19 protein-coding genes are annotated in these 21,736 nt (G+C 48.6%); 16 read left to right on the plus strand and 3 right to left on the minus strand.

The genetic code is table 11. The annotated features are described in order from the left end of the window. Window positions 1-162: 162 nt before the first annotated feature. Window positions 163-1,407 carry a site-specific integrase gene (locus V8F51_RS19125; RefSeq protein WP_337101985.1) on the minus strand — a complete coding sequence of 415 codons (1,245 nt, stop codon included), beginning with the start codon at window positions 1,405-1,407 and terminating at the stop codon, window positions 163-165. A gap of 19 nt (window positions 1,408-1,426) precedes the next feature. Then, entirely contained in the window at window positions 1,427-1,891 is a 465-nt protein-coding gene (locus V8F51_RS19130) for a helix-turn-helix domain-containing protein (protein ID WP_337101986.1), read from the minus strand. Window positions 1,892-2,110: 219 nt separating this feature from the next. Here V8F51_RS19130 and V8F51_RS19135 point away from each other — a divergent pair, with 219 nt between their 5' ends. The 13 genes from V8F51_RS19135 to V8F51_RS19195 all read left to right on the plus strand — a co-directional run bounded on the left by V8F51_RS19135 (window position 2,111) and on the right by V8F51_RS19195 (window position 11,102). Then, window positions 2,111-2,431: a hypothetical protein gene (locus tag V8F51_RS19135; RefSeq protein WP_337101987.1), complete on the plus strand. Its 321-nt coding sequence runs from the start codon at window positions 2,111-2,113 to the stop codon at window positions 2,429-2,431. 12 nt (window positions 2,432-2,443) lie between these two features. Further along, window positions 2,444-2,749 carry a hypothetical protein gene (locus V8F51_RS19140; protein ID WP_337101988.1) on the plus strand — a complete coding sequence of 102 codons (306 nt, stop codon included), beginning with the start codon at window positions 2,444-2,446 and terminating at the stop codon, window positions 2,747-2,749. Continuing rightward, on the plus strand, window positions 2,746-2,979 hold the full coding sequence (locus V8F51_RS19145) for a hypothetical protein (RefSeq protein ID WP_337101989.1): 234 nt from the start codon (window positions 2,746-2,748) through the stop codon (window positions 2,977-2,979). The genes V8F51_RS19140 and V8F51_RS19145 overlap by 4 nt, the downstream gene beginning before the upstream one ends. A gap of 12 nt (window positions 2,980-2,991) precedes the next feature. Next, entirely contained in the window at window positions 2,992-3,174 is a 183-nt protein-coding gene (locus tag V8F51_RS19150) for a helix-turn-helix domain-containing protein (protein ID WP_337101990.1), read from the plus strand. A gap of 13 nt (window positions 3,175-3,187) precedes the next feature. Continuing rightward, on the plus strand, window positions 3,188-3,472 hold the full coding sequence (locus V8F51_RS19155) for a hypothetical protein (protein WP_337101991.1): 285 nt from the start codon (window positions 3,188-3,190) through the stop codon (window positions 3,470-3,472). 15 nt (window positions 3,473-3,487) lie between these two features. Then, window positions 3,488-5,908: a phage/plasmid primase, P4 family gene (locus tag V8F51_RS19160; protein ID WP_337101992.1), complete on the plus strand. Its 2,421-nt coding sequence runs from the start codon at window positions 3,488-3,490 to the stop codon at window positions 5,906-5,908. Window positions 5,909-6,452: 544 nt separating this feature from the next. Continuing rightward, window positions 6,453-6,962 carry a hypothetical protein gene (locus V8F51_RS19165; RefSeq protein WP_337101993.1) on the plus strand — a complete coding sequence of 170 codons (510 nt, stop codon included), beginning with the start codon at window positions 6,453-6,455 and terminating at the stop codon, window positions 6,960-6,962. Between the two features lie 60 nt (window positions 6,963-7,022). Next, window positions 7,023-7,784, plus strand: coding sequence for a hypothetical protein (locus V8F51_RS19170; RefSeq protein ID WP_337101994.1), 762 nt, complete (start codon window positions 7,023-7,025; stop codon window positions 7,782-7,784). Window positions 7,785-7,825: 41 nt separating this feature from the next. After that, window positions 7,826-8,341, plus strand: a complete 516-nt coding sequence (locus tag V8F51_RS19175) for a hypothetical protein (RefSeq protein WP_337101995.1) — start codon at window positions 7,826-7,828, stop codon at window positions 8,339-8,341. Between the two features lie 596 nt (window positions 8,342-8,937). Further along, window positions 8,938-9,297 (plus strand): helix-turn-helix domain-containing protein, encoded by a 360-nt coding sequence (locus V8F51_RS19180; protein ID WP_337101996.1) that lies wholly within the window; start codon window positions 8,938-8,940, stop codon window positions 9,295-9,297. 379 nt (window positions 9,298-9,676) lie between these two features. Beyond that, complete coding sequence (locus V8F51_RS19185) at window positions 9,677-9,853, plus strand: helix-turn-helix domain-containing protein (RefSeq protein ID WP_337101997.1); 177 nt, start codon at window positions 9,677-9,679, stop codon at window positions 9,851-9,853. Window positions 9,854-9,865: 12 nt separating this feature from the next. Continuing rightward, window positions 9,866-10,195, plus strand: coding sequence for a hypothetical protein (locus V8F51_RS19190; RefSeq protein WP_337101999.1), 330 nt, complete (start codon window positions 9,866-9,868; stop codon window positions 10,193-10,195). Window positions 10,196-10,526: 331 nt separating this feature from the next. After that, a complete protein-coding gene (locus V8F51_RS19195; protein WP_337102000.1) occupies window positions 10,527-11,102 on the plus strand; it encodes a sce7726 family protein in 576 nt (191 codons plus the stop codon). Here V8F51_RS19195 and V8F51_RS19200 read toward each other — a convergent pair. Then, a complete protein-coding gene (locus V8F51_RS19200; protein ID WP_337102001.1) occupies window positions 11,071-12,150 on the minus strand; it encodes a beta family protein in 1,080 nt (359 codons plus the stop codon). The genes V8F51_RS19195 and V8F51_RS19200 overlap by 32 nt on opposite strands. Window positions 12,151-12,870: 720 nt before the next feature. Here V8F51_RS19200 and V8F51_RS19205 point away from each other — a divergent pair. The 3 genes from V8F51_RS19205 (at window position 12,871) to fliD (ending at window position 21,718) form a co-directional block, all read left to right on the plus strand. Further along, window positions 12,871-19,839, plus strand: a complete 6,969-nt coding sequence (locus V8F51_RS19205; RefSeq protein WP_337102002.1) for an InlB B-repeat-containing protein — start codon at window positions 12,871-12,873, stop codon at window positions 19,837-19,839. 187 nt (window positions 19,840-20,026) lie between these two features. Beyond that, window positions 20,027-20,434, plus strand: a complete 408-nt coding sequence (locus V8F51_RS19210; protein ID WP_337102003.1) for a hypothetical protein — start codon at window positions 20,027-20,029, stop codon at window positions 20,432-20,434. Between the two features lie 33 nt (window positions 20,435-20,467). Then, window positions 20,468-21,718 (plus strand): flagellar filament capping protein FliD, encoded by a 1,251-nt coding sequence (gene fliD / locus V8F51_RS19215; RefSeq protein ID WP_337102004.1) that lies wholly within the window; start codon window positions 20,468-20,470, stop codon window positions 21,716-21,718. The last annotated feature ends 18 nt before the right edge of the window (window positions 21,719-21,736 follow it).

Consider the following 21,736-nt stretch of genomic DNA (forward strand, 5'->3'; position numbering starts at 1 on the left):
ATGTGAATCCGATGTGAAAAAGTAAAATATCTGATACAAAACAAAGATAATTCGACATAAGCCATAAGAAAAAGACGCTTGGGAGCTGCGGCCCTGAGCGTCTTTATTTTTACGCTTACGGTAAACAGATTCGACACTTACTCCTCAATCGGGTGTAACTTGTTAGTTCTTCGCCTTAGCTTCCTTGGGCTTAGCGAATAGAAACTCTAGTTTATCTGCTGCAGCCTGGTCAGCGGATCGTAGGGCATGGCCGTAGACGTTCATCGTTGTGGTTATGTTGCCGTGGCCTAAACGCTCTGAAATGAGCTTTGCATGCACACCTTGATTGATAAGCAGTGTGGCTGCCGTGTGACGTAGATCGTGGAAGCGGATATAGCGGAGCTTGTGCTTTTTGATGAAGCCTCTGAACCAAAGATAAGGCCGCTCATGATGGAAAGGAGATCCGTCCGCATGACAGAATATGAAATGCCACTCTCGACCGTCGCGATCCTTCCCGTTCCAGGAATCGCCTAGCTTGTCCCGCTCCTTGGCGCGATATGCGTAATAGTCGCGAAGCTCCTCAAGTACGGAAGCGGGCAAGGAGATTTTACGTTTGGAGTTTTTCGTTTTTGGTTCTTTAACAATGATCTCGCCTTTGAGGGCATGGACCATCGTTTGCAATACGTCCAGTACTCCGGCCTTCCAGTCTACATGCTTCCACTCAAGTCCAAGAAGTTCACTGCGCCGCATGCCAGTTGTGAGTGCTAGTGTAATCATCATTCGCCAGTGGTATGGTTCCCGCTCCAGCGCCTGCAGCAGCGTTGCTACTTCATCCTCACCGTAAGGTGTGTTCTCCTTGTGGACAACCTTTGGTTTCTTTACCGAGGCGGCGGGATTACTTTTTATAACCTTCCATTCCACCGCACGAGAAAAGATGTTCTTGAGGATACGGTGATTTATTTGAATTGTTCCGGAGGCGAGGCTGCCGGCTCTTTGATCACCGCGGCTTCCTTCCTGGCTAAGCTGCTCAAGATAGTCCACAATGTGGAGAGGCTTGACTTCCTCTAGCTTCATGTGTCCGAATGCCGGGATGATGCGTTTCTTGAGGTGTGATTCGTATGAGGTGCGCGTTTTGTGCTCCAGGTGCTTGCTTGCATACTTGCTGCGCCATTCCTCCACAAAGGCTTGTACGGTCAACTTCTGCGGCGCAATGTATTCGCCGCCCTCAACTTCCTCCTTGAACTTCATGTATTCCGCTGTAATGTAATCCTCTAGCCGCTTCGTCGTTTTCAGTAATGCTTCATCGGTGATCGTGAGGGTTTTGGTCTTACGGCCATACTTCTTGTCCGGACCAAGACCGGTGTAGACCGTGAAGAACCATGAGTTTTCGCCTCGCTTCTGAATATTGAGTTTCCGAGCTTTTGCCATAAACTAACGCCTCCAATCTTTATTGGTATTCAGGGAAGAGTGCCTTAAGCATGTCCGAAATACGTTTGCGGTCTTGTTCTGTAAGTGGATGGCCATTTAAAGTTAATTCTTTTAGTTTTAAAACATGGTTTATTTCGCTACGCGCATCTAGTATTTCTTGTAAATAGGCTTCTTTTGTAGGGAACCCCAGCATCTCATGGTAGAAAAGTTCACCATATGTTTCATTTTCGGACTCTTCAACTTTGTCATAGAACCAATCTTCGTATTTTACATGACCTGCTTTCACCATTAGTTCTTGAAATGTAATTCCAAGTGGCCCATGCAGCCTCTTAAGAACCTCAGGGGAAGGGACGCCCCGCTTACCATTTTCTAAATTTGTAATGTATGACGGTGAGATTTCTGCCATTTCAGATAGTTGTCGAACTGTGTACCCCTTGAAGGCGCGTTGCTTCTTAAGAAAATCTCCAAAGTCATTTTGACTCATAATATTTAGTCTCCTTTATGTTGTTTTCACCTAGTATATAACAGTTTGTTATCAAAAGAAACATTTTATCTTTACGTGTTATCTTTTGTATGGTAAAGTATCTGTAGATACTTTGTTATCAATAGAAATCAAGAGGCGTAAACGTCATCACAGAAAGCAACGCTAGTCGTTTATTGCGAACGGCTGTATTAGAACAACATCTGATAGGAGGAATCCACAATGAACAATCTGGAGTTTACGGCAGCGCAGCGGCGCCGAGAGCTGGAGGCGAAGTATTTCCCTCAGGGCATGGAGGCCGGTGAGATCGGACTGCTGACTGAAGTGGAACAGCTACTGATTAAAGCATACCGCGCTGGTGCCGAACAAGCCCATTGTCAGTCCTGGTCTAACCAGTCCGCTTTAGGTTATGTGATCATGGCAGCGGAGCAGGTAGCCTTGCCTGCCAAGCTGATCAATCTGATCGTCAAGACAATGCACTGCGGTTTTGATTTCAATACGATAGAGGAAGCGGCAGCTCACTACCGGCAATCAGACTATTAGGAGGTAACGCTTATGCCTATTAAACAAGAGCAAAAATTTATTTTTTCACGGCTTCCTGAGCAAATCATTGTGGCTGCTGTCGTGAATAGTGACGGACTCTATACCATCCATTCTAAAGTGGGAGCTGGTTGCGAAGGCGCTTCACTTAATCGAACGTTTCCAGCTTCCAAAGCTTTGGCTGCGGTGAAATATCTTATGTCAGAGCTTAACATGCCAGATACCGCGGTTTATTTCGAGGGGATGAGTGAAATGCTCTGCACGGAATATATGAGGGCACAGGTCTTACAACGGCAGCTCCAGCAGGGATGCACCGAATGATTAAGAACTCAGCGTCCGCAATCGGCTTGGCGATGTGCAATGAACACGCTAATGAGCTTATAGAAAATGCGTTGGAGGAGCTGCGGTTGCGATCACAGCTCCCGCAAGAGCCATCAGAATTTATGCTGAGAGCTGGATTAGATCCTCTCAAGGAGATTAGAGATATCATCCAGGCGCGTATCGATATGTTGCAGCAAGAGCGAAACGTGATTATTGGGAAATACAAATAGGAGGAATCTCGAATGACTAAACTTACTTTGACTGTTAACGAGGCGGCCCAACTGGTGGGAGTATCGATCGCAACGATTTATACAATGGCTCGTCAGGGCGAAATCCCGCATGTACGAGTTAGAGGTCGTATTCTCTTTCACCGGGAAAAACTAGAACAATGGCTGCGTGGTGAGTTAGAAGCCACTCGGGCATAAAGGGGCTACTGACATGAAGCAAATTAAAATGTCGCTTGTTAGTACTAGCGGCAAAGTTGTGAATGAATGGTCTGTTCCATACGCTCGCCGCCACGATGCGATTGAGCATGCGATGGATCGGGCAGAACAGGAAGGACATGCTGGAGTCATATGGTCATTATTTCAGAATGGAGTCACACGTCATATCGCATTTGATTCACACGATCCAGCTGCCATTTTGAGATTTGCTCATGAGGCCCATCGGATTATATCTCCGGTCAGCTTCATAGCAGAGCGGCAGCATCGCCAGCACCGATGAGGAAGGTGACAGCTATTGAGCATTGAGATTAAAAACATTCCAGACGAACTAAAGCAGCGAGCTCAATGGATCCTGTGGAAGTTGGAGAAGCGGAAGCCAAAAGATGAGAAGCCCACAAAGGTGCCGTATGGGGTTGACGGGCGCAGAGCATCTGCCGACAAGCCTGAGACCTGGGCAAGCTTCCAGGAAGCACTGGGCGCGCTTCAGCGGGCTCCAGCCGTATACAAGGGATTGGGCTTCGTCTTTAGCACAGATGATCCTTTCACAGGCGTTGACCTGGATAGTGATCTGGATAAGACCGGCTTTGCCTGCATGCACGATGGAGGGCTGCTCGGGGATCTGACCGAGGAAGCCAAGGCAATAATTAATGAGCTGAACAGCTATACAGAATACAGCCAGAGCGGGACCGGTATTCATATTCTAGTTCGAGCCGCTAAACCAGGCGATAAATGCAAACGAATGGATAATGCTAATTTTGAGATGTATGACCGGGAACGTTTCTTCGTGGTAACTGGCCGGCATATAGCCGGTACGCCGCATACGATAGAACCTCGTCAGTCAGAGGTTGATCGATTATACTCCCGCTTCCTTGGGGACGTGAAGGCAACAGAAAAAGGCTCTGAGCTACCGCAGCTCAGAAGCCCCCAGATGGATGATGAATCTATTATCAGTATAGCACAGCATTCAGGCAGCGCAGACAAGTTCAACGCGCTATACGTTAACGGAGATGTTCACCGATTCCATGGCGGCGACGAGAGCGCAGCCGATCAGGGCCTTTGCAATATGCTAGCTTTTTATACGCAGGATCCGGAGCAGATCGACAGGCTGTTCCGGCAGAGTGCCCTGCTTCGTGAGAAATGGGAGCGGGATGACTACCGAGAGATTACGATTCAAAAGGCGATACGCGATCTCACAGCGTGGTGCGGCGTTCACTCATTTGATAGCGGGGACAAAGGAAATGCTGAGCGGTTCATCTATCATTTCGGTTCTCATATGCGCTACTGCAAGCCTTTCGATCACTGGCTGATTTGGGATGGTCAGCGCTGGAAGCGGGACAACAATAGCGAATCTGTGAAGCTTGCGATGACGATCGCTGAACGCATTGATCGGGAGGAGTATGGTAGCCTGTGGAATAGTTTGACTGACGGGCAGCGAAATGCGATTCAACTCTTTCCCAAGAAAGATTTGTCGCCGGAGCTGCTCAAGCTAAAGTCGAAGCTGGATGGATTGCGAAAGCAGTCTGAACGAGCAAAGTCTGGCAGCGGCATCAGGGAGATGTTGAAACTGGCTGAGCCGTATTTGGCCGTTGCCCCGGATGAGCTAGACGCAGATGAATGGTTGCTCAATGTGAACAATGGCATTTTAGATCTACGGACCGGTTTCCTCCAGCCTCATGACTCAGCGAGGTTGATGTCCAAGCTTGTTCCAGTTGATTACGTCCCAGGGGCTGCATGCCCACAGTGGGATAAAGCGCTGAACGATATTTTCGAGGATGAGAGCCAGCTTCCCCGCTCAGAGGAGCTGCGGTATTTACAAAAGGCATTGGGCTACGCGCTTACCGGCTCCGTGAAGGAACATGCCTTCTTTATCATGCACGGCCGGCGCGGGAGGAACGGTAAGGGAGTCATATTCAATACGGTGGCAGCTATACTGGGTGATTACGTGGAGCATATCCCTCCTGATGTGTTACTGGCTAAGAAACTGGAGAGCGGTGGAGGGCCGACACCCAGTATCGCTAAGCTGAAAGGTGCACGCCTGGTACTGGCCAGTGAGACAGACCGAGGCCGGCGGCTGGACGAGGCGCTAATTAAGGGGCTAACCGGTGGCGATCCGATTACAGCCCGCTTCCTCAATCAGAATGACTTCACATTCAAGCCTGCCTTTAAGATCTTCCTGCAGACTAACTACATGCCAAATGTAGATGGCTCGGACGATGGCATCTGGGATCGAATCAAGAAGCTCGACTTCCTGCGCTATTTTGAAGAGCATGAACGCGACACACAGCTGGAAGAGAAGCTGCAACAGGAGAAGGTCGGCATATTGGCCTGGTTGGTAAGAGGCTGCCTTCAGTGGCAAGTGGAGGGGTTGAGAGAGACGGAGGAGATGCGGAAGTCAAAGGCGGACACGATCGGCGACATGGACGTGATACCGGTCTATGCGCGGGAGCATCTGCTTCTTAATCCGCTGGCAAGTGTGGGCCCGGTGGAGCTGTATCGACACTATGGAATGTGGTGTATCGAGAACGCGGAATATACCCACAGAAAGAAAGAGTTCTTCCAGCGGCTGGAGGCGTTTATGGCTAGGCAGGGTTACACACTGCATAAGAACGAGAAGGATTCAACACGAACCAAACGAGTTCTTAAAGGAGTTGGGTTGAAGCCGAATCCGGCTGGAAGGCAGCAGAGTGGCGCCGGCTTTACATTTGGAGCGAGCTGACGGGACAAACAGGACTAAAACGGGACAAAAATAAATTGCATTTTGTCCCGTCAAAAAGCCTTACGCATCAAGGGGTTTCAGAGATTAGGGACAAAAAGGACATTTTTTTTATAGTAATTACGCATATGAGAAAAAAATAAGATATTACGCTATATACGTTTATTTTATATAGGCTGACTTTCTCTAAAGAATTTGTCCTTTTTGTCCCGAAACCCCGAGAAGCCTTGGTATGACTGGGTTTTCTACGGGACAAAATCAAAAATAAAAATGTCCGCAATTGTCCTGAAAATGTCCCGCTCATCATTGTGGACGTGGAAGGCCCTGGATTGTATTAAGGTCATCGGAAAATGCATCCCGAGATTTCCGAGGCCCTAAAAAAGAGTGAGCGCATTGTTAAGCAATGTTAAGGGGCTAAGAATTGCTAAGGTTCGTAGTGCAGGCACTCGGAGAATACTCGACCCTCGCGTGCGTAATGACAAGTACCTGAACTGAAGTTTTCTGAAGGTGTTGATAGACTACGACATATATGTTCATAACCGAGTAGATGGGGTTTGATGATATGAAGGTGAGGGCGCCGCCGGCAGAGGAGGTCAACATGGAAATGAGCAGGATGAGAAGAGCCCGAAAGGAACTGTTGGCCTACAACGTCTTAAAGCTTAATAGGGTAGAGATAGCTGCGCAGATCCAGCTGATGGATGCAGACATAAGGCCGAAGACCACGTTCATCGACGGCATGCCCCGGGCGAAGGGTGGTCTTCCGAAGTCAACGGTCGAGAACCAGGCTTCATATCGAGAGCAACAGTTGAAGTCTCTCGAAGCAAAGCTGCGAAGCGCAAACCAAAGAATTGACTTTATCGAGTGGGTGCTACAAAAGCTTAGTCCTGTTGAGCAGCGGGTAGTTACTCTTTCCTTCTTTGCTGTAGATTTAGACGGAGATGAAGAAATTGCTGAATCGTTGTCTCTTACTGCGCCCGAATTAGCAAACATCAAGAGAGGTGCACTTCATTTCATAGGCTACACGTTAGAGTGCTACTCAAACAGCGACACTGCGTGATAAAACTATAAATACAAAATAATACTCGCGATCTGTGCGGGTAACCAACGAGGTGAGAACATGGCGCAACAGCCAATAAACGTGATTAGAGACGCAATGTCGGCAGAAGGATTAAGCGAAGAATTAGCCAAGCTCCAAAAGACTCTGCGCTGGATGTTGAATGGGAATATTGACTTCGAGAACATTAGGGCTAAAGGGATTGTGGCAGACAATATCGCAGCTAATACTATTACCGCCGATAAGATGGATGTCAGTGAGCTTTCAGCGATTGCGGCCAATTTAGGACATATTACAGCAGGGCTTATCGAGGCCGTAAACATTATAGGTTCGTATATTGCAACGTCCAATGGGACCTATCCAAGATGTGAAATGAGTTCGACAGGTAATTTGTTCAGCGCTTACAGTTCAGAGGACACCTACATTCACATTGACCCGTATTTCTACCTGACAAATAAGCCTGCTATTGTGTTTAATGATGGTGATCTGTCAGTAGGAACAATAAGTGCGGATGATAAACTGAACCTCAACGGACTGTTCGGGCTGAATCTGACAGCAGGTGCCGGCCCGATAACTCTATCGACGAACGGGGTGCAGGGTGTCCGATTTGTTGACTGGAGCGACATACGAAATATGGATACGGGAAGCGATCTGCAGACGGACCTTAATGACAAAGCTGATTCAGGAGCATCTACAGGTTCAGCCGGAGGACACAACCATGCTATTCCTGCTGGTACCCGACTAGCTGTCGTCGACGCATCGAATAACATCATCGGCCATTACATTTGGTCGGTAGCTGCCAGCCATACCCATACCCAATCCTAGTATGCTATACTATGTGCAAAAATTGGGAATGAGGTTTGCACATGAGAAAATATATAATCGGCTTCATTATTGGAGCCTTTGTGATGGTCTCTGGACAGGTATTGGCGGACGGGGTTTCAAAGGTAGGGAAGACTATTCAAAAGGAAGCAACCGTAACACTGGACGGACAAGCTCTTAGCAACGCTGTCATTGTTGATGCTAAGAGCTACGCTCCAGTAAGAGACATTGTGGAGGCATTCGGTGCTAGTGTTTCCTATGAGAAAGGTGTGGTTAAGATAGAAACACAGGGGATAGACTTATCGGTTTTAAAAAGGAACAAGGAAAACCTAGCCGGACGTATTATAAATACTGAGAAAATTATTAGTGCGCTAATGGTTGTCGAAATTCCCACATACGAGAACGCAGTTGCAAATACTTCCGAAGACAAGGACACTTGGCAAAAACGTCTTTACGAGGCAAAGGAACTTCTTAAAAGTAAACAAGCTGAGCTCGTTGATCTTAAGCTGCAGCTCGCCGAGATCGACAAACAAATAGCTGAACTGGAGTCCGCTGAATAGCGGGCTTTTTTCTATCTTAGAGAATCATAATCGCGCTTGATCGGACAAGTTAAGACGTGCAAGAACCTCATAAAACCTTACTACTCTCATTTCTAGTCAGCAGTGCCGCGCCTAGTAAAACCTAGTATCTGCAGTATGATTTGATAGAGTTTTGGGAATGCTTTTAGCAGATACGGACGTTAGCAAATGTTAGTATCGCGACATTTGCGACACCCTAAAAAGGGAGTAATAATTGAACCGTTACAGGTGAATTGCTCAAGAACTCTTAACATTGAATCGGATCGGATCCTACAATGTATCTCATTTGAACAAGCGAATGACGGAGCAACAGCTACGCCGGTGGATGCTCGAGCAATCATTTCCACATTGAAAGGACGCCGCTAGTCTGGCGGATGTTGCATGCAAACATGGGTGTCACGCGATCAACGCTGTATGCCTAGAAGGATAAGTATTCGGACATTTTGGACTCCCTAAAAAGGGGCAAAGAGGTCGTAGACCGACAAGTCGAAAATGCGCTGCTGAAGCTGAACTAGCAAGGCATAGGTTTCTATCATACCCTAAGATCGGTGAAGCGATCCTGAAATGATAAAGAAGACTTGTCGAAACTAGTTATTCGCGAATACATCGACGTCATGGCTAATGATAAGCAAGATGAGGTGATTTATTTGTCTCGAATCGCACAAACAGTAAGAGTTGTACAACTGATGCTGGATATGCTCGATGCTTCAGAGCAGCAGCTCGCGCTGCAACTCAATACAGAGCACGGGCAGCGTATGGACGTAGCTCGCTTATATTCAGATAAGGATGTAGCTGAGAGATATGGGGTTCATGTCCGCACTGCACGGGACTGGATTTCAAGCGGCAGAATCAGAGGTTTCCGGATGGACCGGCGATGGTATTCCAGAGCTGATTGGCTTGATGAGTATGAAGGCCAAATGGCTGTGGAGCTGGAGTAGAAATAATTAAAATGCTATGTGGGCGTAAATGATGGATAATTCAGAGATGCAACGTTATGAAGGAGTAAAGATTGATCTGTCGCGGGGTCCCAGGCGGCAATTAAACCGCGCATTTTCACATTTAATCAAGGATATCATTAGTCGGCCTAAGTCGGACTTTGGAAGAAAGCCCAAAGAAGGTACATCGAATTAATGGAGTCTGACCGATGCTAGAAAGGCGGCGGTAGAAATAAACGTACAACCCTCAAAACTATACCAAGAAATAGTCACGATCTTTGAGGTTCTTGTAGATGATGCAATTCAACGTATTGCTCATGAGGTCGCCGAGTCAGTCACCCGTATGCAAGGACTGAGAGATACAGAAAAGAAGATTCAAATAATGGATGTTAAAGAAGCAGCTGAATACCTGGGGATCAGTGCATGGACAGTTAAGAACCGCATTCGTACAGGCGTTCTCCGAGCGTATAAGCAAGGAAACTACTGGCGTATCAAACGTGAGTGGTTGCTGGATTACGAAAGACAACTAATAGAAAAGAAAGAAGGACATTCATTCTAAGGGGGCGGCAGCATGACACCGGCAAGTATGGCAACCACGATCATTAACCACATACTCTCGCTGCAGTCTGCGGAAGACCAACGCGTTATCCTGAGTGATTTGTATGCCCGCTTTGGTTGGCCGAATCGAGAGGAATACACTATCCTTACTGATCGCGCCGTCGCTGAGAAATTTGGGGTATATGTCCGAACCGTTCAGGACTGGATGTTATCTGGTCAGCTCAAGGGATTCAAAGAAGCGAGAAAGTGGTACACGCGCTCCGACTGGCTAAGGGAGTTTGAGGACGCCAAAGCCGCTGCTAACAGTACCCTTCAACGAAGTTCTGTAAAAGCTGGCGATTAATACCCATATCACAAAAACGGTTGTGACAATGATCACGGTGACAATGTAGGCCTCGATAGCGGTTCTAAGTGCTGCAGCAGCAGCTAAGCAAGGAACAAAGTGGTTTGAGATGCAGCAACAGAAGGAGTCCGATCAGTAGCTAATACAGTGATCTTCAAATATAGCCCCACCCAGCGGCAGAAACTACTTGATGAGATTTATTAATTGGATTTCCTGTGGAGTAATTAATAGCTTGTGTGTTAAACTGTCTTTACGACGTCCGTGACCATCCTTAATGTAGGTGAAGTGGATGTCTTTTCTATGAAGCCGATTATTTTTGAGGTGTGAGTTAATGAAAACAAAGGACATTGATATTCGTGCATCGCTCCATCATATGTTAAGCAAGGAGCACGAGCATGAACCTGATACTTTAATAGTGGACGAGTTAGCTCTTTGTCAAGGGGATGCGCGGATTGATGTTGCTGTTGTCAATGGGGCAATAAACGGTTATGAAATAAAAAGTGAGAGCGACACGCTTGTAAGGTTACCGTCGCAATGCGAGTATTATAATAAAATCTTTGACAGTGTTACTATCTTGACTGCCTCAAAGTATATAGATGGTATCATTGATATTATTCCTGACTGGTGGGGGATTACCCAAGCTGAAAAAGAGGCGGATGGGGTTGTTCACTTTTTTGTTATTAGGGAGCCACAACAAAACCTAAGTATAGATGCGCTATCACTTGCCCAACTTCTATGGCGAGACGAGGCAATACAAATATTAAAAGAACGCGGCTTGCAAAAAGGACTATTAAGCAAGCCGCGACAAGTGTTATGGAGCGCGTTAGCTGAACAAATACCTCTTAAGGAACTTCAAGATGAAATCCGTAAGAAACTTAAGGGGAGGACAGGGTGGAGAGCTCATTAACTACATATGTTATATGGTGATTGGTCCCTGCTTTGCGCCAGTTGGTTGCATTTCCGGGGCCATCGTTATTATTGGCAACTTCCTGGATATAATGATCGCCGGCGCTAAATGAGGAACCTGAATATTCAGGGTGAGCAACAACCTGGGCTGCTAGTTGGTAATACTGATTTCCACCATACCGCTTAATCATACGACCTTTAAAGATAATAAATTTATCATCACCTGTGTATCTTATATTGGCACTCATATTTATGAATCGTGGATCTGCCTCGAAAGGCGCAGGATTTGAAATCACATAATCTCCGAATATTGGATTTCTAGCAATAGCACCAGAACGTATAAGCCTTTTCCAGATCAGCCATTCAGTTCTCTCTATTTGATCTATTGAATTTGAACTAACAGAAGAAAGGTCAGTAGGGAATGACGTTCCACAAAGTATAACTCGGCGCCAGTCCGGTAAATAAGGGAGACTATTTATAATACCAGTTATAAAAAGTGTGGTTCTAGTCTGATCATTCGGGTTGGCGTATTCATAATCCAATACTAGGTCAACTTCATTTGGATTAACGGCGAGTTGAGTGAGTAACCTGTTGATATTATTGTGTAAATCTCCAAAGTCATCATCCTTCAATCGAATACATATGCCGTTTTGATCTTGCTGATGAGCTGCAATTATCTCAGCCTGATATGCAGTATCACGTTGAGGACTAGTTACTGGTATTACCCTTATGTCACGAGTCCGAGCTTCTTGCAAAACAAAATTTAGTGGGTGCTGTCCACTAGATAATCTGTCTGTGGCATCGATATGCTCTAAATCAATGAAAATGGGTGCATGTGATCCCCAAGAACGAGTAAGTGTTTCGCCAATCTTTAGAAGGTGCTCATCAATTGATTTTTTAGGAACGTCATTTTCGAAATCCCAATCAATTGGTGCGATTTCCAGTAAGGGAAGCACATATTCCTTTACCGTTGAAGATAATGCCTCAAGGGCTTTTTGCTCTCCTTGTTTCCATTTCAGTACCGGAACATATTGATTTGCATATTTCATAGCATGCCTCCGCTTTGTTTTCTTCATCGGCTGAAGGATTAACTTTGAGGTATCCAGTACTATAATACTACATCAATTGTCCTATTTTGGCGACATATGGAAGTGAGCAATGTTGTTAATATTTTGTTTCACTTAGCACTAATTAGTATTAAAGGATTGATGTTAAATTGATGTGAAAAGTTCTATTATATTTTCACAATCGCCAGTAAACAAACACAAGCCATTTGCAAATGTCCACAAATGGTGGGGGTTCTTAGCACTATAACAGAAGACATAAAGACGTGATCGTTGCCCGCATACGACGCATGTGGAGTGCTGTGTGAAGATCATAAGGAATTAACAATTTACGAGCCGCATTTACCAAATTGGCTAGGGTTCAAGCATGAATAATGCTTGAGCCCTTTATTTTGATTAGGGCTAATAATCTTATAAATAGAAACTGGTGGAAAAAAAGGATCACGACGTTGGGACATTACTCGACGCTGTGATTCTATTTTTGTTTTTCCTTCATCTTGTCGAACATTCCCTATTCATTTGTCGTACTTCCCCTATTCATCTTGTCGTTTTGTGTGATTCGGAGGCAGAAAATGTGCGGTTTGGCAGAAGCGTGTCGTAAGCGCGAACTTAAAGTTTTCTTTAAAAATCACAATAGAATCATCCAGAGCAGTATGGTAGAAACAAAGATTCATATCAGCTGCGAGCGAGAAGGGATGATTAATTGTGAAGAAGGCAACAAAATGGAAAGGGAAGTTGACCTCGCAGATTCTGGCGTGGATGCTTGTCATCAGCATGGTGGCGACCTTACTGCCGGTGCAGCAGGCGGCAGCGTCCGAATTGCCGATGCAGCAGGCTACAGCGCCCGAACAAAGCGGGTTCCAAGATGTTAGTCCAACAGATTGGTTCTACGAGGCGGCCAACTATGTTCAGAAGAATGGTATATTCAGCGGAACGGGCGGCGGATACTTCTCGCCGAAGGGAACGTTAACGCGTGCCATGTATGTGACGGCGCTTGGACGAATGGCGGGCGTGGACGTAAGCGAGTATACAACCACGTCCTTTGCCGATGTGCAGACGGGCACTTGGTATGCGCCATATGTAGAGTGGGCAGCCAAGAAAGGGATTACCGCCGGCACGGGCAACCGGAAATTCGATCCGAATGCAAACGTATCCCGAGAGCAGATGGCGGCGATGACTTTGCGTTATTTTGAAATCTATCAGATTCCCTATCAAACAAGCAATCGCGTAACGACGAAGCCGGGCGATCTCGCCGATGTGTCTCCTTGGGCGGCTGACGCGGTCGTCAAGGTGTGGCAAGCAGGGTTGTTCACCGGGGATGGCAAGGGCAATTTCAACCCGCATGCCCAAGCCTCTCGTGCGGAAGCGGCTGTTCTCTTCATGCGCAATAGTGCGGTTGTGCAGGCGTGGGCAAATCAGAATCCAGCGACGGAGACGCCGAATCCCGAGCCAGGCAGCAATAGCGGCGGCAACAACGGCGGCAATTCCAATAACTCTGAGTATATCATTACGTTCGAGAGCAACGGAGGTACTGCGATCGCTGCTCGGAGCGTAAAGAAAGGGGAACCGTTAAATAAGCTGCCTGCCCCCGTGAAAGAGGGATATATATTCCAAGGTTGGTTTAGGGATAGCGATTTTTCTCTCATTTTCGCGAATGGCAGTACCGTTAGTGCGGATACGAAGTTGTATGCCAAATATATGGATAACGTCAGTAATGCCGTTCAGAGCGTTCCCAGTTACTCGGTGTTGGATGTCGCGCCGGACTTCACCATCGCCGTATATGATGAGACCGGCAGTCTGACGGCATCCGAGGTACAAGCGGGTATGACGTTCCACGACATCGCTGATCCGGACTCCGCGGCGATTACCGTCACCGGTTCGAACGGCCGCTTTACGGTAGCGTCCGCAGCCGAAGACGGTCAGTTCGAAGAAGGCAACACTTATCAACTTACGCTGACAGATGAAAACCTGTCTTTCCAAGGTCAAGACGAGACGACGAGCATCTATGTTTTTAGCGTCGCTAAGCAAGAAGCCATGAGTGTCCCGCTCAATCCGAGCATGATCTATCTGCGCTTCGCGGATGTCACGGATATGATGCTGGATGGCGCGGATGTGGGTTCGCCCGCGATTCCGGTGGTCTCGACGACGGTGGGCGACAGCGAAACCGGTCTCGCCGCGGCTAATGCAAGCGGCGGAACGTTCACCTATTCTGGAGATACGGCGATTCAAGTTGGCGATGCCGTAGCCATCTATGAAGGAGTTCGTCCCGATCAGCGCACGGTAGAAACAACCGACATTGACAACGGGGATGTCGCCTATGTAAGGATCACGGCAATTAACGGCAACACCTACACCTATGGTAACGCGGATTCCAAGCAAGTGTTGTTCAAGCCGGATGTTCTGCCAGTGAGCGTAGAGGCGGACACGGATGGAGACCCGTACAACCACTCTATCAGGGTAGAGAGCATCGCAATGAACTACAGCGACAGTCTGTATGCGCAATTCGGCTTGAGCGAACTCACCACCGTCGATGTGGGCGATTTTATCGGTTTCTATGAGGGCAACTTTGCCGAAGAAGGCTCAAGAGTAAGCGGATATGGCCGCATCACATCGGTTACCCCTGCGGCGGAAATGCTTGTCATTACGTATACCGATGCCACCATGGCAGATATCGAGAATGTCTTCGACATCTATCAGCAGCAGACGTTTGACGGCAACCTGCTGTTATCGGATGAAGACATCGCTAAGCTCGAAGATCAAATTGAGCGGCAAGCGATAGACAGCGGATTCGTCGATCAAGCCGCGAACTATTTGTCCGCCCTCGCTATGCAGACGAAAGAATTCAAGGCGCAGCCGCAGACGATGGACCTGGCGCGCTCAAGCGACGAGGGCAAAGTCAAAGTGGAGAATCTGACCGTCGTCGCTTCGCTCGGCACGACACTGCGGCATATTGACGGCCGAACCTCGGGCGTAAGCGCCGCGCTGCAAGTGGGAGCCGACATTGTCATATCGATTCATGAAGAGAGCGATCTCGTCATCCATATGACCGGTACATTCCTTGAGGAGATGAGCCTGGGGCTAGGCGTAGACGGGGATCTGCAAGGACATTGGGAATATTTCTGGGGTATCCCTTATTGGTACACCATAGATGATTATGTGGTCACCGCGAATCTGGATGCCTATACCTATACCGGAATCAATGTAACGGCGAAAATCGCCACCGTCGAACACGATAAGCTGCAGGATGCGTTGGATGACTGGGATAAAGCAGCTACGGGCGGCAAGCTAGGCAAGGTGCGCGACATTGCGACGGAAATCAAAGCGTTAATCGATGGCGTGCAAGATACCGGAGTAGACGACGCGTCGTTGATGGCACAGTATCAAGAGATGATGGAGAACGAGACGGATTGGGTTCCGTTAATCAAGAAAGAGCTCGTAGACAAAAGCATGCGCGTGGCGCTGGGTATTATTGAAGTCAACTTTACGGCAGAGTTCGTTGTCAATGCCAATGTGAACCTGACGATAGGGGCTGATTTCAACTATACGACCGCCAAGCGCTACTCGGCTACGCTGCGCGTGCTTAGTTTCACTGGCAAGAGCGACACCGTCAGCTTGCCGGGCGACGGCAACTATCAGTTCACCTTCTATGTCATGGGGACGCTCGGATTGCGGGCGGGCATACATATGGAGCTTAAAGCAGGGATCGGTAGCGTCAAATTAAATAGCATCGGGCTAGCCGTAGAACCCGGCGCTTATGTGAATCTATGGGGGTACTTCTACTATCAGTTGAAGAAGCAGAACGGGGTGCAGACCTCCCGGTCTTTAGGCGCTCTGTATGTAGAGATCGGCATCTATCTGGAGAGCTCGGTAGGCGCTCAATTAGGCGATGGATTGCTCTCGGCCAGCATGCCGGTGTACGACAATACATGGCCGCTGTACACGGTAGGGGAGCAGCAGCATGTTGTCGACTTTGCCTATTCGCAGGATAAGGCGCCCGCAGTGAACTTGGCGGGTTCCGCGTCATCCATCTCTGTGCCGCAGACGCTGCTCACGATGAGTACGTTTGATTTGAAGACAGGCCAGATGGGTATACAGGCGTATGACCGCTCGAGATTCGATATCCAGGTGGACAATCGAAACTTCAGGTATCAGGCGAATACCGGGAAGATCGAAGTGGTGAACAAGAACATTCAGGTGAGCGAGGGCAACCTGGTCATCACTTGGAAGGGGGCGCCGCTGTCGTACTCGTCGGATTCGCTCACGCGCAAGATTCCGTTGAATTGGTTGGCTAGAGTGGGCGACTATATTTTCCAGCTTAATCCGCAGAATGGCGGTATGACCAAGGTTGTTGCTGCCCCGTATAACGCGGCGATCAGCTTGGAAACCCCAGTCTATCAGGGGTACACCTTTGACGGCTGGTATTGGTCTGAATCCGGCGGCACGAAGGTGACCATTCCGAGCCGTATGCCTGCCTCGGACTGGATCCTGTACGCGCACTGGATCCCGAACACGGATACGCCGTATACCGTTCAGCATTATATGATAGATCCGAATACCAAAACATCGACAACGACATCGCCTGTGGTTACGGAAACGTTGACCGGAACAACCGGCACGGAGATCCGGATCAACTCCGACAGGTTCAGGGATCAAGGTTATGCGACAGGTACGGCAAGCGGAGTGAAGATCAAGGGGGACGGCTCGTCGGTCGTCAGGGTTGATTACTACCCGATGAATCGAACGATGACCTTCGATTGGGCTTATGCGGGGGCGCCCGGAAGTTCGGTAACGGAAGCGGTCGGCAAGAACATCGCGGCTCGTATACCGGTACCGACAAGACCGGGATATACGTTCGCAGGTTGGTCGCCGGCTGTTCCAAGTGCGATAACGGCTTCGGACACCACCTATACCGCGCAGTGGACGGCAAAAGAAGACACGTCTTACCAGGTCGTATACTTGCTGCAAAATATCGGAAGCGACACCTATACGGTTGCGGATACGGAATCGTATCGCGGTACGACCGATACCGAGGCGAAGCTGACAAATCCGACCAAATCCTATGCGGGCTTTACGTTCGACGGCAGCGTTCCGGGAACGGTGACGGCAGCCCCGATTGCGGGCAAAGGCACAACAGTCCTGAAGCTGTACTATAAGCGCAATAACTACGCCATGACGATCAATTACAATGGCTCCGGCGAAGAGACTAAGATCGTTAACGTACCTTTCGGGGCAACGACGGGGTTATACCTAGGAGCTCCGACTTGGCAAGGGCATGCATTTACGGGATGGTCGCCTGCTTCTCCGACAACGATGCCCGCCCAGGCTGTCGAGTTCACCGCTCAGTGGACGGTGAACACCCACACGGTGAGCTTCAACAGCAACGGCGGGTCGGCGGTGGTTGACCAGACGGTTGGTTATGGCTTCCTGGTAAGCCAACCGGATGAACCTACGAAGGATAATCTGGTGTTCGCAGGCTGGTACAGCGATAGCGCTCTGACGAGCGCTTACGACTTCGCGACACAGGTGACGGCAGACCTCGCGTTGTACGCGAAGTGGGTGCGCAGCTACACGGTGAGCTTCGACAGTAACGAAGGGTCGGAGGTCGCCGACCAGAAGGTGAACGAAGGAGACAAAGCTTCTGCTCCTAGCACGCCGACGAAGGAAGGCTTTGTGTTCAGCGGTTGGTACAGCGACAGCGAATTGACGAGCGCTTACGACTTCGAGACGAAGACGGTGACGGCTAACCTTACTTTGTATGCGAAGTGGACGATTGCTCCAAAAAATAACTACACGGTGAGCTTCAACAGTAACGGCGGCACGGCAGTGGCTGATCTGACGGTGGTGGAAGGAGCAGTGGCCGAGGCGCCTAGCGCACCGACGCTAATCGGTCGTACGTTCGAAGGTTGGTACAGCGATAGCAACTTGACGAGCCGATTCAGCTTCTCGACGACACCGATAACGGCAAGCCTTACGCTTTACGCGAAGTGGACGATTAACAGCTACACGGTGAGCTTCAACAGCAACGGCGGGTCGGCGGTGAATAACCAGACGGTGGTATATGACGGCAATGCTACGTCGCCTACCGCACCGACGAGGAACGGTTACGCGTTCGGCGGTTGGTACAGCGACGCCGGTCTGACTGCAGCCTACAACTTCTCTACGCAGGTGAGGTCTAACTTCACCTTGTACGCGAAGTGGACGGCCGTCTACACGGTGAGCTTCAACAGCAACGGCGGATCGTCGGTGGCTGACCAGCGCGTGGAAAATGGCGGCAAAGCAGCGGCACCTATCGCACCGACGAAGGGCGGTTATACGTTCGGCGGTTGGTACAGCGACGCCGCACTGAGTGAAGCTTATATCTTCACGGAGAGACAGGTGATCGCTAACCTCACGTTGTACGCGAAGTGGACATTTAACAGCTACACGGTGAGCTTCGACAGCAACAACGGGCCGGCCGTAGAGGACCAGGCGGTGATTCCCGGCGGCAAAGCCGTGGCACCTGCCGCACCGAAGTGGGTGGGTTATAGGTTCGACGGTTGGTACAGCGATCCCGAGTTGACGAACGTCTATAACTTCTCGGCAGTGGTTACCAAAGATATTACCCTGTACGCGAAGTGGACGATGACATCGTGGCTGCATCTTGGCGATACGATGGAAGTGGGCGTGACTAAACAGTCCAATGTCGTGGTCGACAGCCAGGGTACTGCTTATGTTGCTTATGCGCTCTCGAGTAAAGAGGTATTCGTGAAGAAATACGTAGAAGCGGATGACGAGTGGCAGGCCGTTGGCGATCCAGCGACCCTCGGCAATTCGTGGGGTTCGGTTGAAATAACGCTCGCCATGGACAGCCAAGACAGGCTTTACGTTGCTTATGTGGATTCAACCAAGAAAACCATTGTGAAGAGATATATGGATGGGAATTGGGAAGATGTAGGCAATTTACAACAACAATTCGGGGACGATATCTCGATTGCGTTCGACGAGGATGACACTCCTTATATCGCTTATATCGACGTCAGTCAGAGCAACGTTCAGACCGTATACGTAAAGAGGTTTAACGGTGACGTTTGGGAGAATATAGATAGTAAAGTGACGTTAGGCGCTAAAAATGTAGCCCTCGCGATTGATCAGAGTAACACTCCTTACTTATTCTATACGTACTATACCATCGGTAATCCAATTCGAGCTGCTGTGGTGAATTACGTGGGCGAGAATCATGCTTCGAATTCTCTCAGTAATCCCCCGGAGCCAGGCGGTTATAATATGGCATCATTCGAGCTTGATCCGAATGGCGTACCTTATATGACCTATACGAGCGGTTCCAAGGTGTACGTGGTGAAATACGAGAACAACGCTTGGGTGGCCGTAGGTACAGCTGGATTCCCGGTAACAGCGTATGGTCCGTCGGATATCGCCTTCGACAGCCAGGGTACTCCTTATGTTGCTTATATCGATTCTGCGCTTGGCGACAGCGTGACTCTGATGAAATACGAGAATATGAGTTGGAGCGTCGTAGAGTATGCCGGCATCTCCGTTCGTAACAAATACACGAATTTTGTCAAACTCAACATAGACAGCAACGACAACATCTATGTGAACTTTATTGTCAATACAAGCAACATTACATTAGATGGTAAAGAGACCGTGATGAAGTATGATCCGGACTTGCATTAACCTTTAACGGATCAAACTAGCAGAACAGCCTGCTCCCATCGGAGCAGGCTGTTCTCGCTGTGCGTCCGGCATGAGCCGTAGTTAACTTGAACTCAAAGTTTTCTTTAAGTATCTTTTATAGAACATTCTTTCATGATAAATTAGAAGAAATAGTAGAATTTGACTAAGAAAAGCTAGGGGGGATGGCATGAATGTAAGATCCGCGCAGCCAGTCAGCAATTATTACAAAGTGATGCAACAATACAAGGATGCACGCGCATCAACGGATCAGTCGCGTGTGGCATCTATTCGAAACGTACTCGTGACGGGCAAGAAGCTGCGCACCGATGAAATGGACTACTTACAGCGAAATGATATCAATCTACATGATCAAGCAATGAGACTCTCCATGGAACGCCAAGCGTATGAGGACGCACTGAAGCATAGCCGCAGCAAAGCGGATGCGAACAATTACAACACGTTCAACCTGTTGCAGATTGCCGGGCAACTGAAGCATGGCGGTTCCGAGGAGCTGCTGATGCGCGCGAACGCGATTCAGGAAGCCCATCGCGAGTTCGTGCGATCGAGCAAGTATGCCTCGCTGAGCAGAAATTAACATTATGGTGCAACAATATGGAGGGTTTGACAGATGACGTTATCGATTAACTCCTTTAACTTGATGAATCCGATTAGCAGAACGACTTCTTTGAGTAACTACTCTTTCAATAGTCCGGGCGAGAACACGTCTTTATTCTCAAAGTTCGTTTCGAAGAGCAATGTTTATGAGCAATATATCAAGACGGCGGCAAACGGGGTTGCGAATTTTTTGAAATCCGCGCAGGATATGCAAGCATCGGCGCAAAAATTAATGCAGAAGGATCATTCCTCTTTCCAAGCAAGGACGGCGGAATCATCGGACAGGATGAAGGTTACTGCGGCTGCATCGGCCGGAGCAGCGAGCCAAACTTATGAAGTTAAAGTGAATGCGGTCGCGACTTCTCAAACGAACAGCGGATCATTTTTATCTAAAGCAGATACGTCCGTTGTAAGCAAAGGCACCAATCAGTTCGACATTACGATAGGCGGCAAGACGACGAAGGTATCGGCTGTTATCTCCGATAAAGATACGAACGATCAAGCGCTGACCAAGCTAAAGGATGCGGTCAATGCAGCGAAGACGGGAGTAACCGCCAGTATTGTAACGGATGATCAAACAGGCAAGAAGAAGCTCGAGTTAAGCAGCGATAAGACGGGAGCGGATCAGGTTTTCGAGGTTGAAGACGTTACCGGCAACGCGATGTCGGCAACCGGCGTTAACCATGCAACGCAACTAGCGTCCAATGCGTTCTACAGCGTGAACGGCGGCGCAACGCAAACATCGAAGTCGAACACGATTGATTTGGAGAAGGGCAAAGCTACGGCGACACTAATAGCCCCGTCGACGGAAGCCGTGAAAATTCAAATCAAGCCGGACGAAGACAAAGTCATCGCGCAAGTTAAAGATTTGGTGACGGATTACAATGCGATGCATGATCGCTTGAAAGAAGCCGGCGGCGTTATGGATTCATCTGTCCGTAAAAGCATGGAATCGTTAGTCAGCTCATCTACCTATGAGCGAATCGGTATTCACCGCAACGGCGACGGTACTCTCAAGCTGGATGAAGAGCAGCTTAAGAAGAGCTTAAGCGCAAATTTCGAACAAACAACGAAAGCGATTAGCGGCAGCTATGGCCTAGCCGACCGTCTATCAACAGCAGCGGAAAGATACAATGATGTCAAGGCAAGCAGCTTGCTGAACGCGAAGGCTCGCCAGGTGCAACAATTCGCGATGTACCAGTCATCTATGCAAATGGCGATGCCGACGCTGGCAAGCGGGTGGATCGTGAATTCGCTTTATTAACGGCAAAGAAAGACCACC

Source organism: Paenibacillus sp. YIM B09110, assembly GCF_037167145.1.
In the GTDB taxonomy this organism is placed as follows: Bacteria; Bacillota; Bacilli; order Paenibacillales; family Paenibacillaceae; genus Pristimantibacillus.

Bases quoted from the DNA above. Each gene is read 5' to 3' on its own strand.
- V8F51_RS19125 (WP_337101985.1), bottom strand. From the start codon at position 1,407: ATGGCAAAAGCTCGGAAACTCAATATTCAGAAGCGAGGCGAAAACTCA.
- V8F51_RS19130 (WP_337101986.1), bottom strand. From the start codon at position 1,891: ATGAGTCAAAATGACTTTGGAGATTTTCTTAAGAAGCAACGCGCCTTC.
- V8F51_RS19135 (WP_337101987.1), top strand. From the start codon at position 2,111: ATGAACAATCTGGAGTTTACGGCAGCGCAGCGGCGCCGAGAGCTGGAG.
- V8F51_RS19140 (WP_337101988.1), top strand. From the start codon at position 2,444: ATGCCTATTAAACAAGAGCAAAAATTTATTTTTTCACGGCTTCCTGAG.
- V8F51_RS19145 (WP_337101989.1), top strand. From the start codon at position 2,746: ATGATTAAGAACTCAGCGTCCGCAATCGGCTTGGCGATGTGCAATGAA.
- V8F51_RS19150 (WP_337101990.1), top strand. From the start codon at position 2,992: ATGACTAAACTTACTTTGACTGTTAACGAGGCGGCCCAACTGGTGGGA.
- V8F51_RS19155 (WP_337101991.1), top strand. From the start codon at position 3,188: ATGAAGCAAATTAAAATGTCGCTTGTTAGTACTAGCGGCAAAGTTGTG.
- V8F51_RS19165 (WP_337101993.1), top strand. From the start codon at position 6,453: ATGGGGTTTGATGATATGAAGGTGAGGGCGCCGCCGGCAGAGGAGGTC.
- V8F51_RS19170 (WP_337101994.1), top strand. From the start codon at position 7,023: ATGGCGCAACAGCCAATAAACGTGATTAGAGACGCAATGTCGGCAGAA.
- V8F51_RS19175 (WP_337101995.1), top strand. From the start codon at position 7,826: ATGAGAAAATATATAATCGGCTTCATTATTGGAGCCTTTGTGATGGTC.
- V8F51_RS19185 (WP_337101997.1), top strand. From the start codon at position 9,677: ATGGATGTTAAAGAAGCAGCTGAATACCTGGGGATCAGTGCATGGACA.
- V8F51_RS19190 (WP_337101999.1), top strand. From the start codon at position 9,866: ATGACACCGGCAAGTATGGCAACCACGATCATTAACCACATACTCTCG.
- V8F51_RS19195 (WP_337102000.1), top strand. From the start codon at position 10,527: ATGAAAACAAAGGACATTGATATTCGTGCATCGCTCCATCATATGTTA.
- V8F51_RS19200 (WP_337102001.1), bottom strand. From the start codon at position 12,150: ATGAAATATGCAAATCAATATGTTCCGGTACTGAAATGGAAACAAGGA.
- V8F51_RS19210 (WP_337102003.1), top strand. From the start codon at position 20,027: ATGAATGTAAGATCCGCGCAGCCAGTCAGCAATTATTACAAAGTGATG.
- fliD (WP_337102004.1), top strand. From the start codon at position 20,468: ATGACGTTATCGATTAACTCCTTTAACTTGATGAATCCGATTAGCAGA.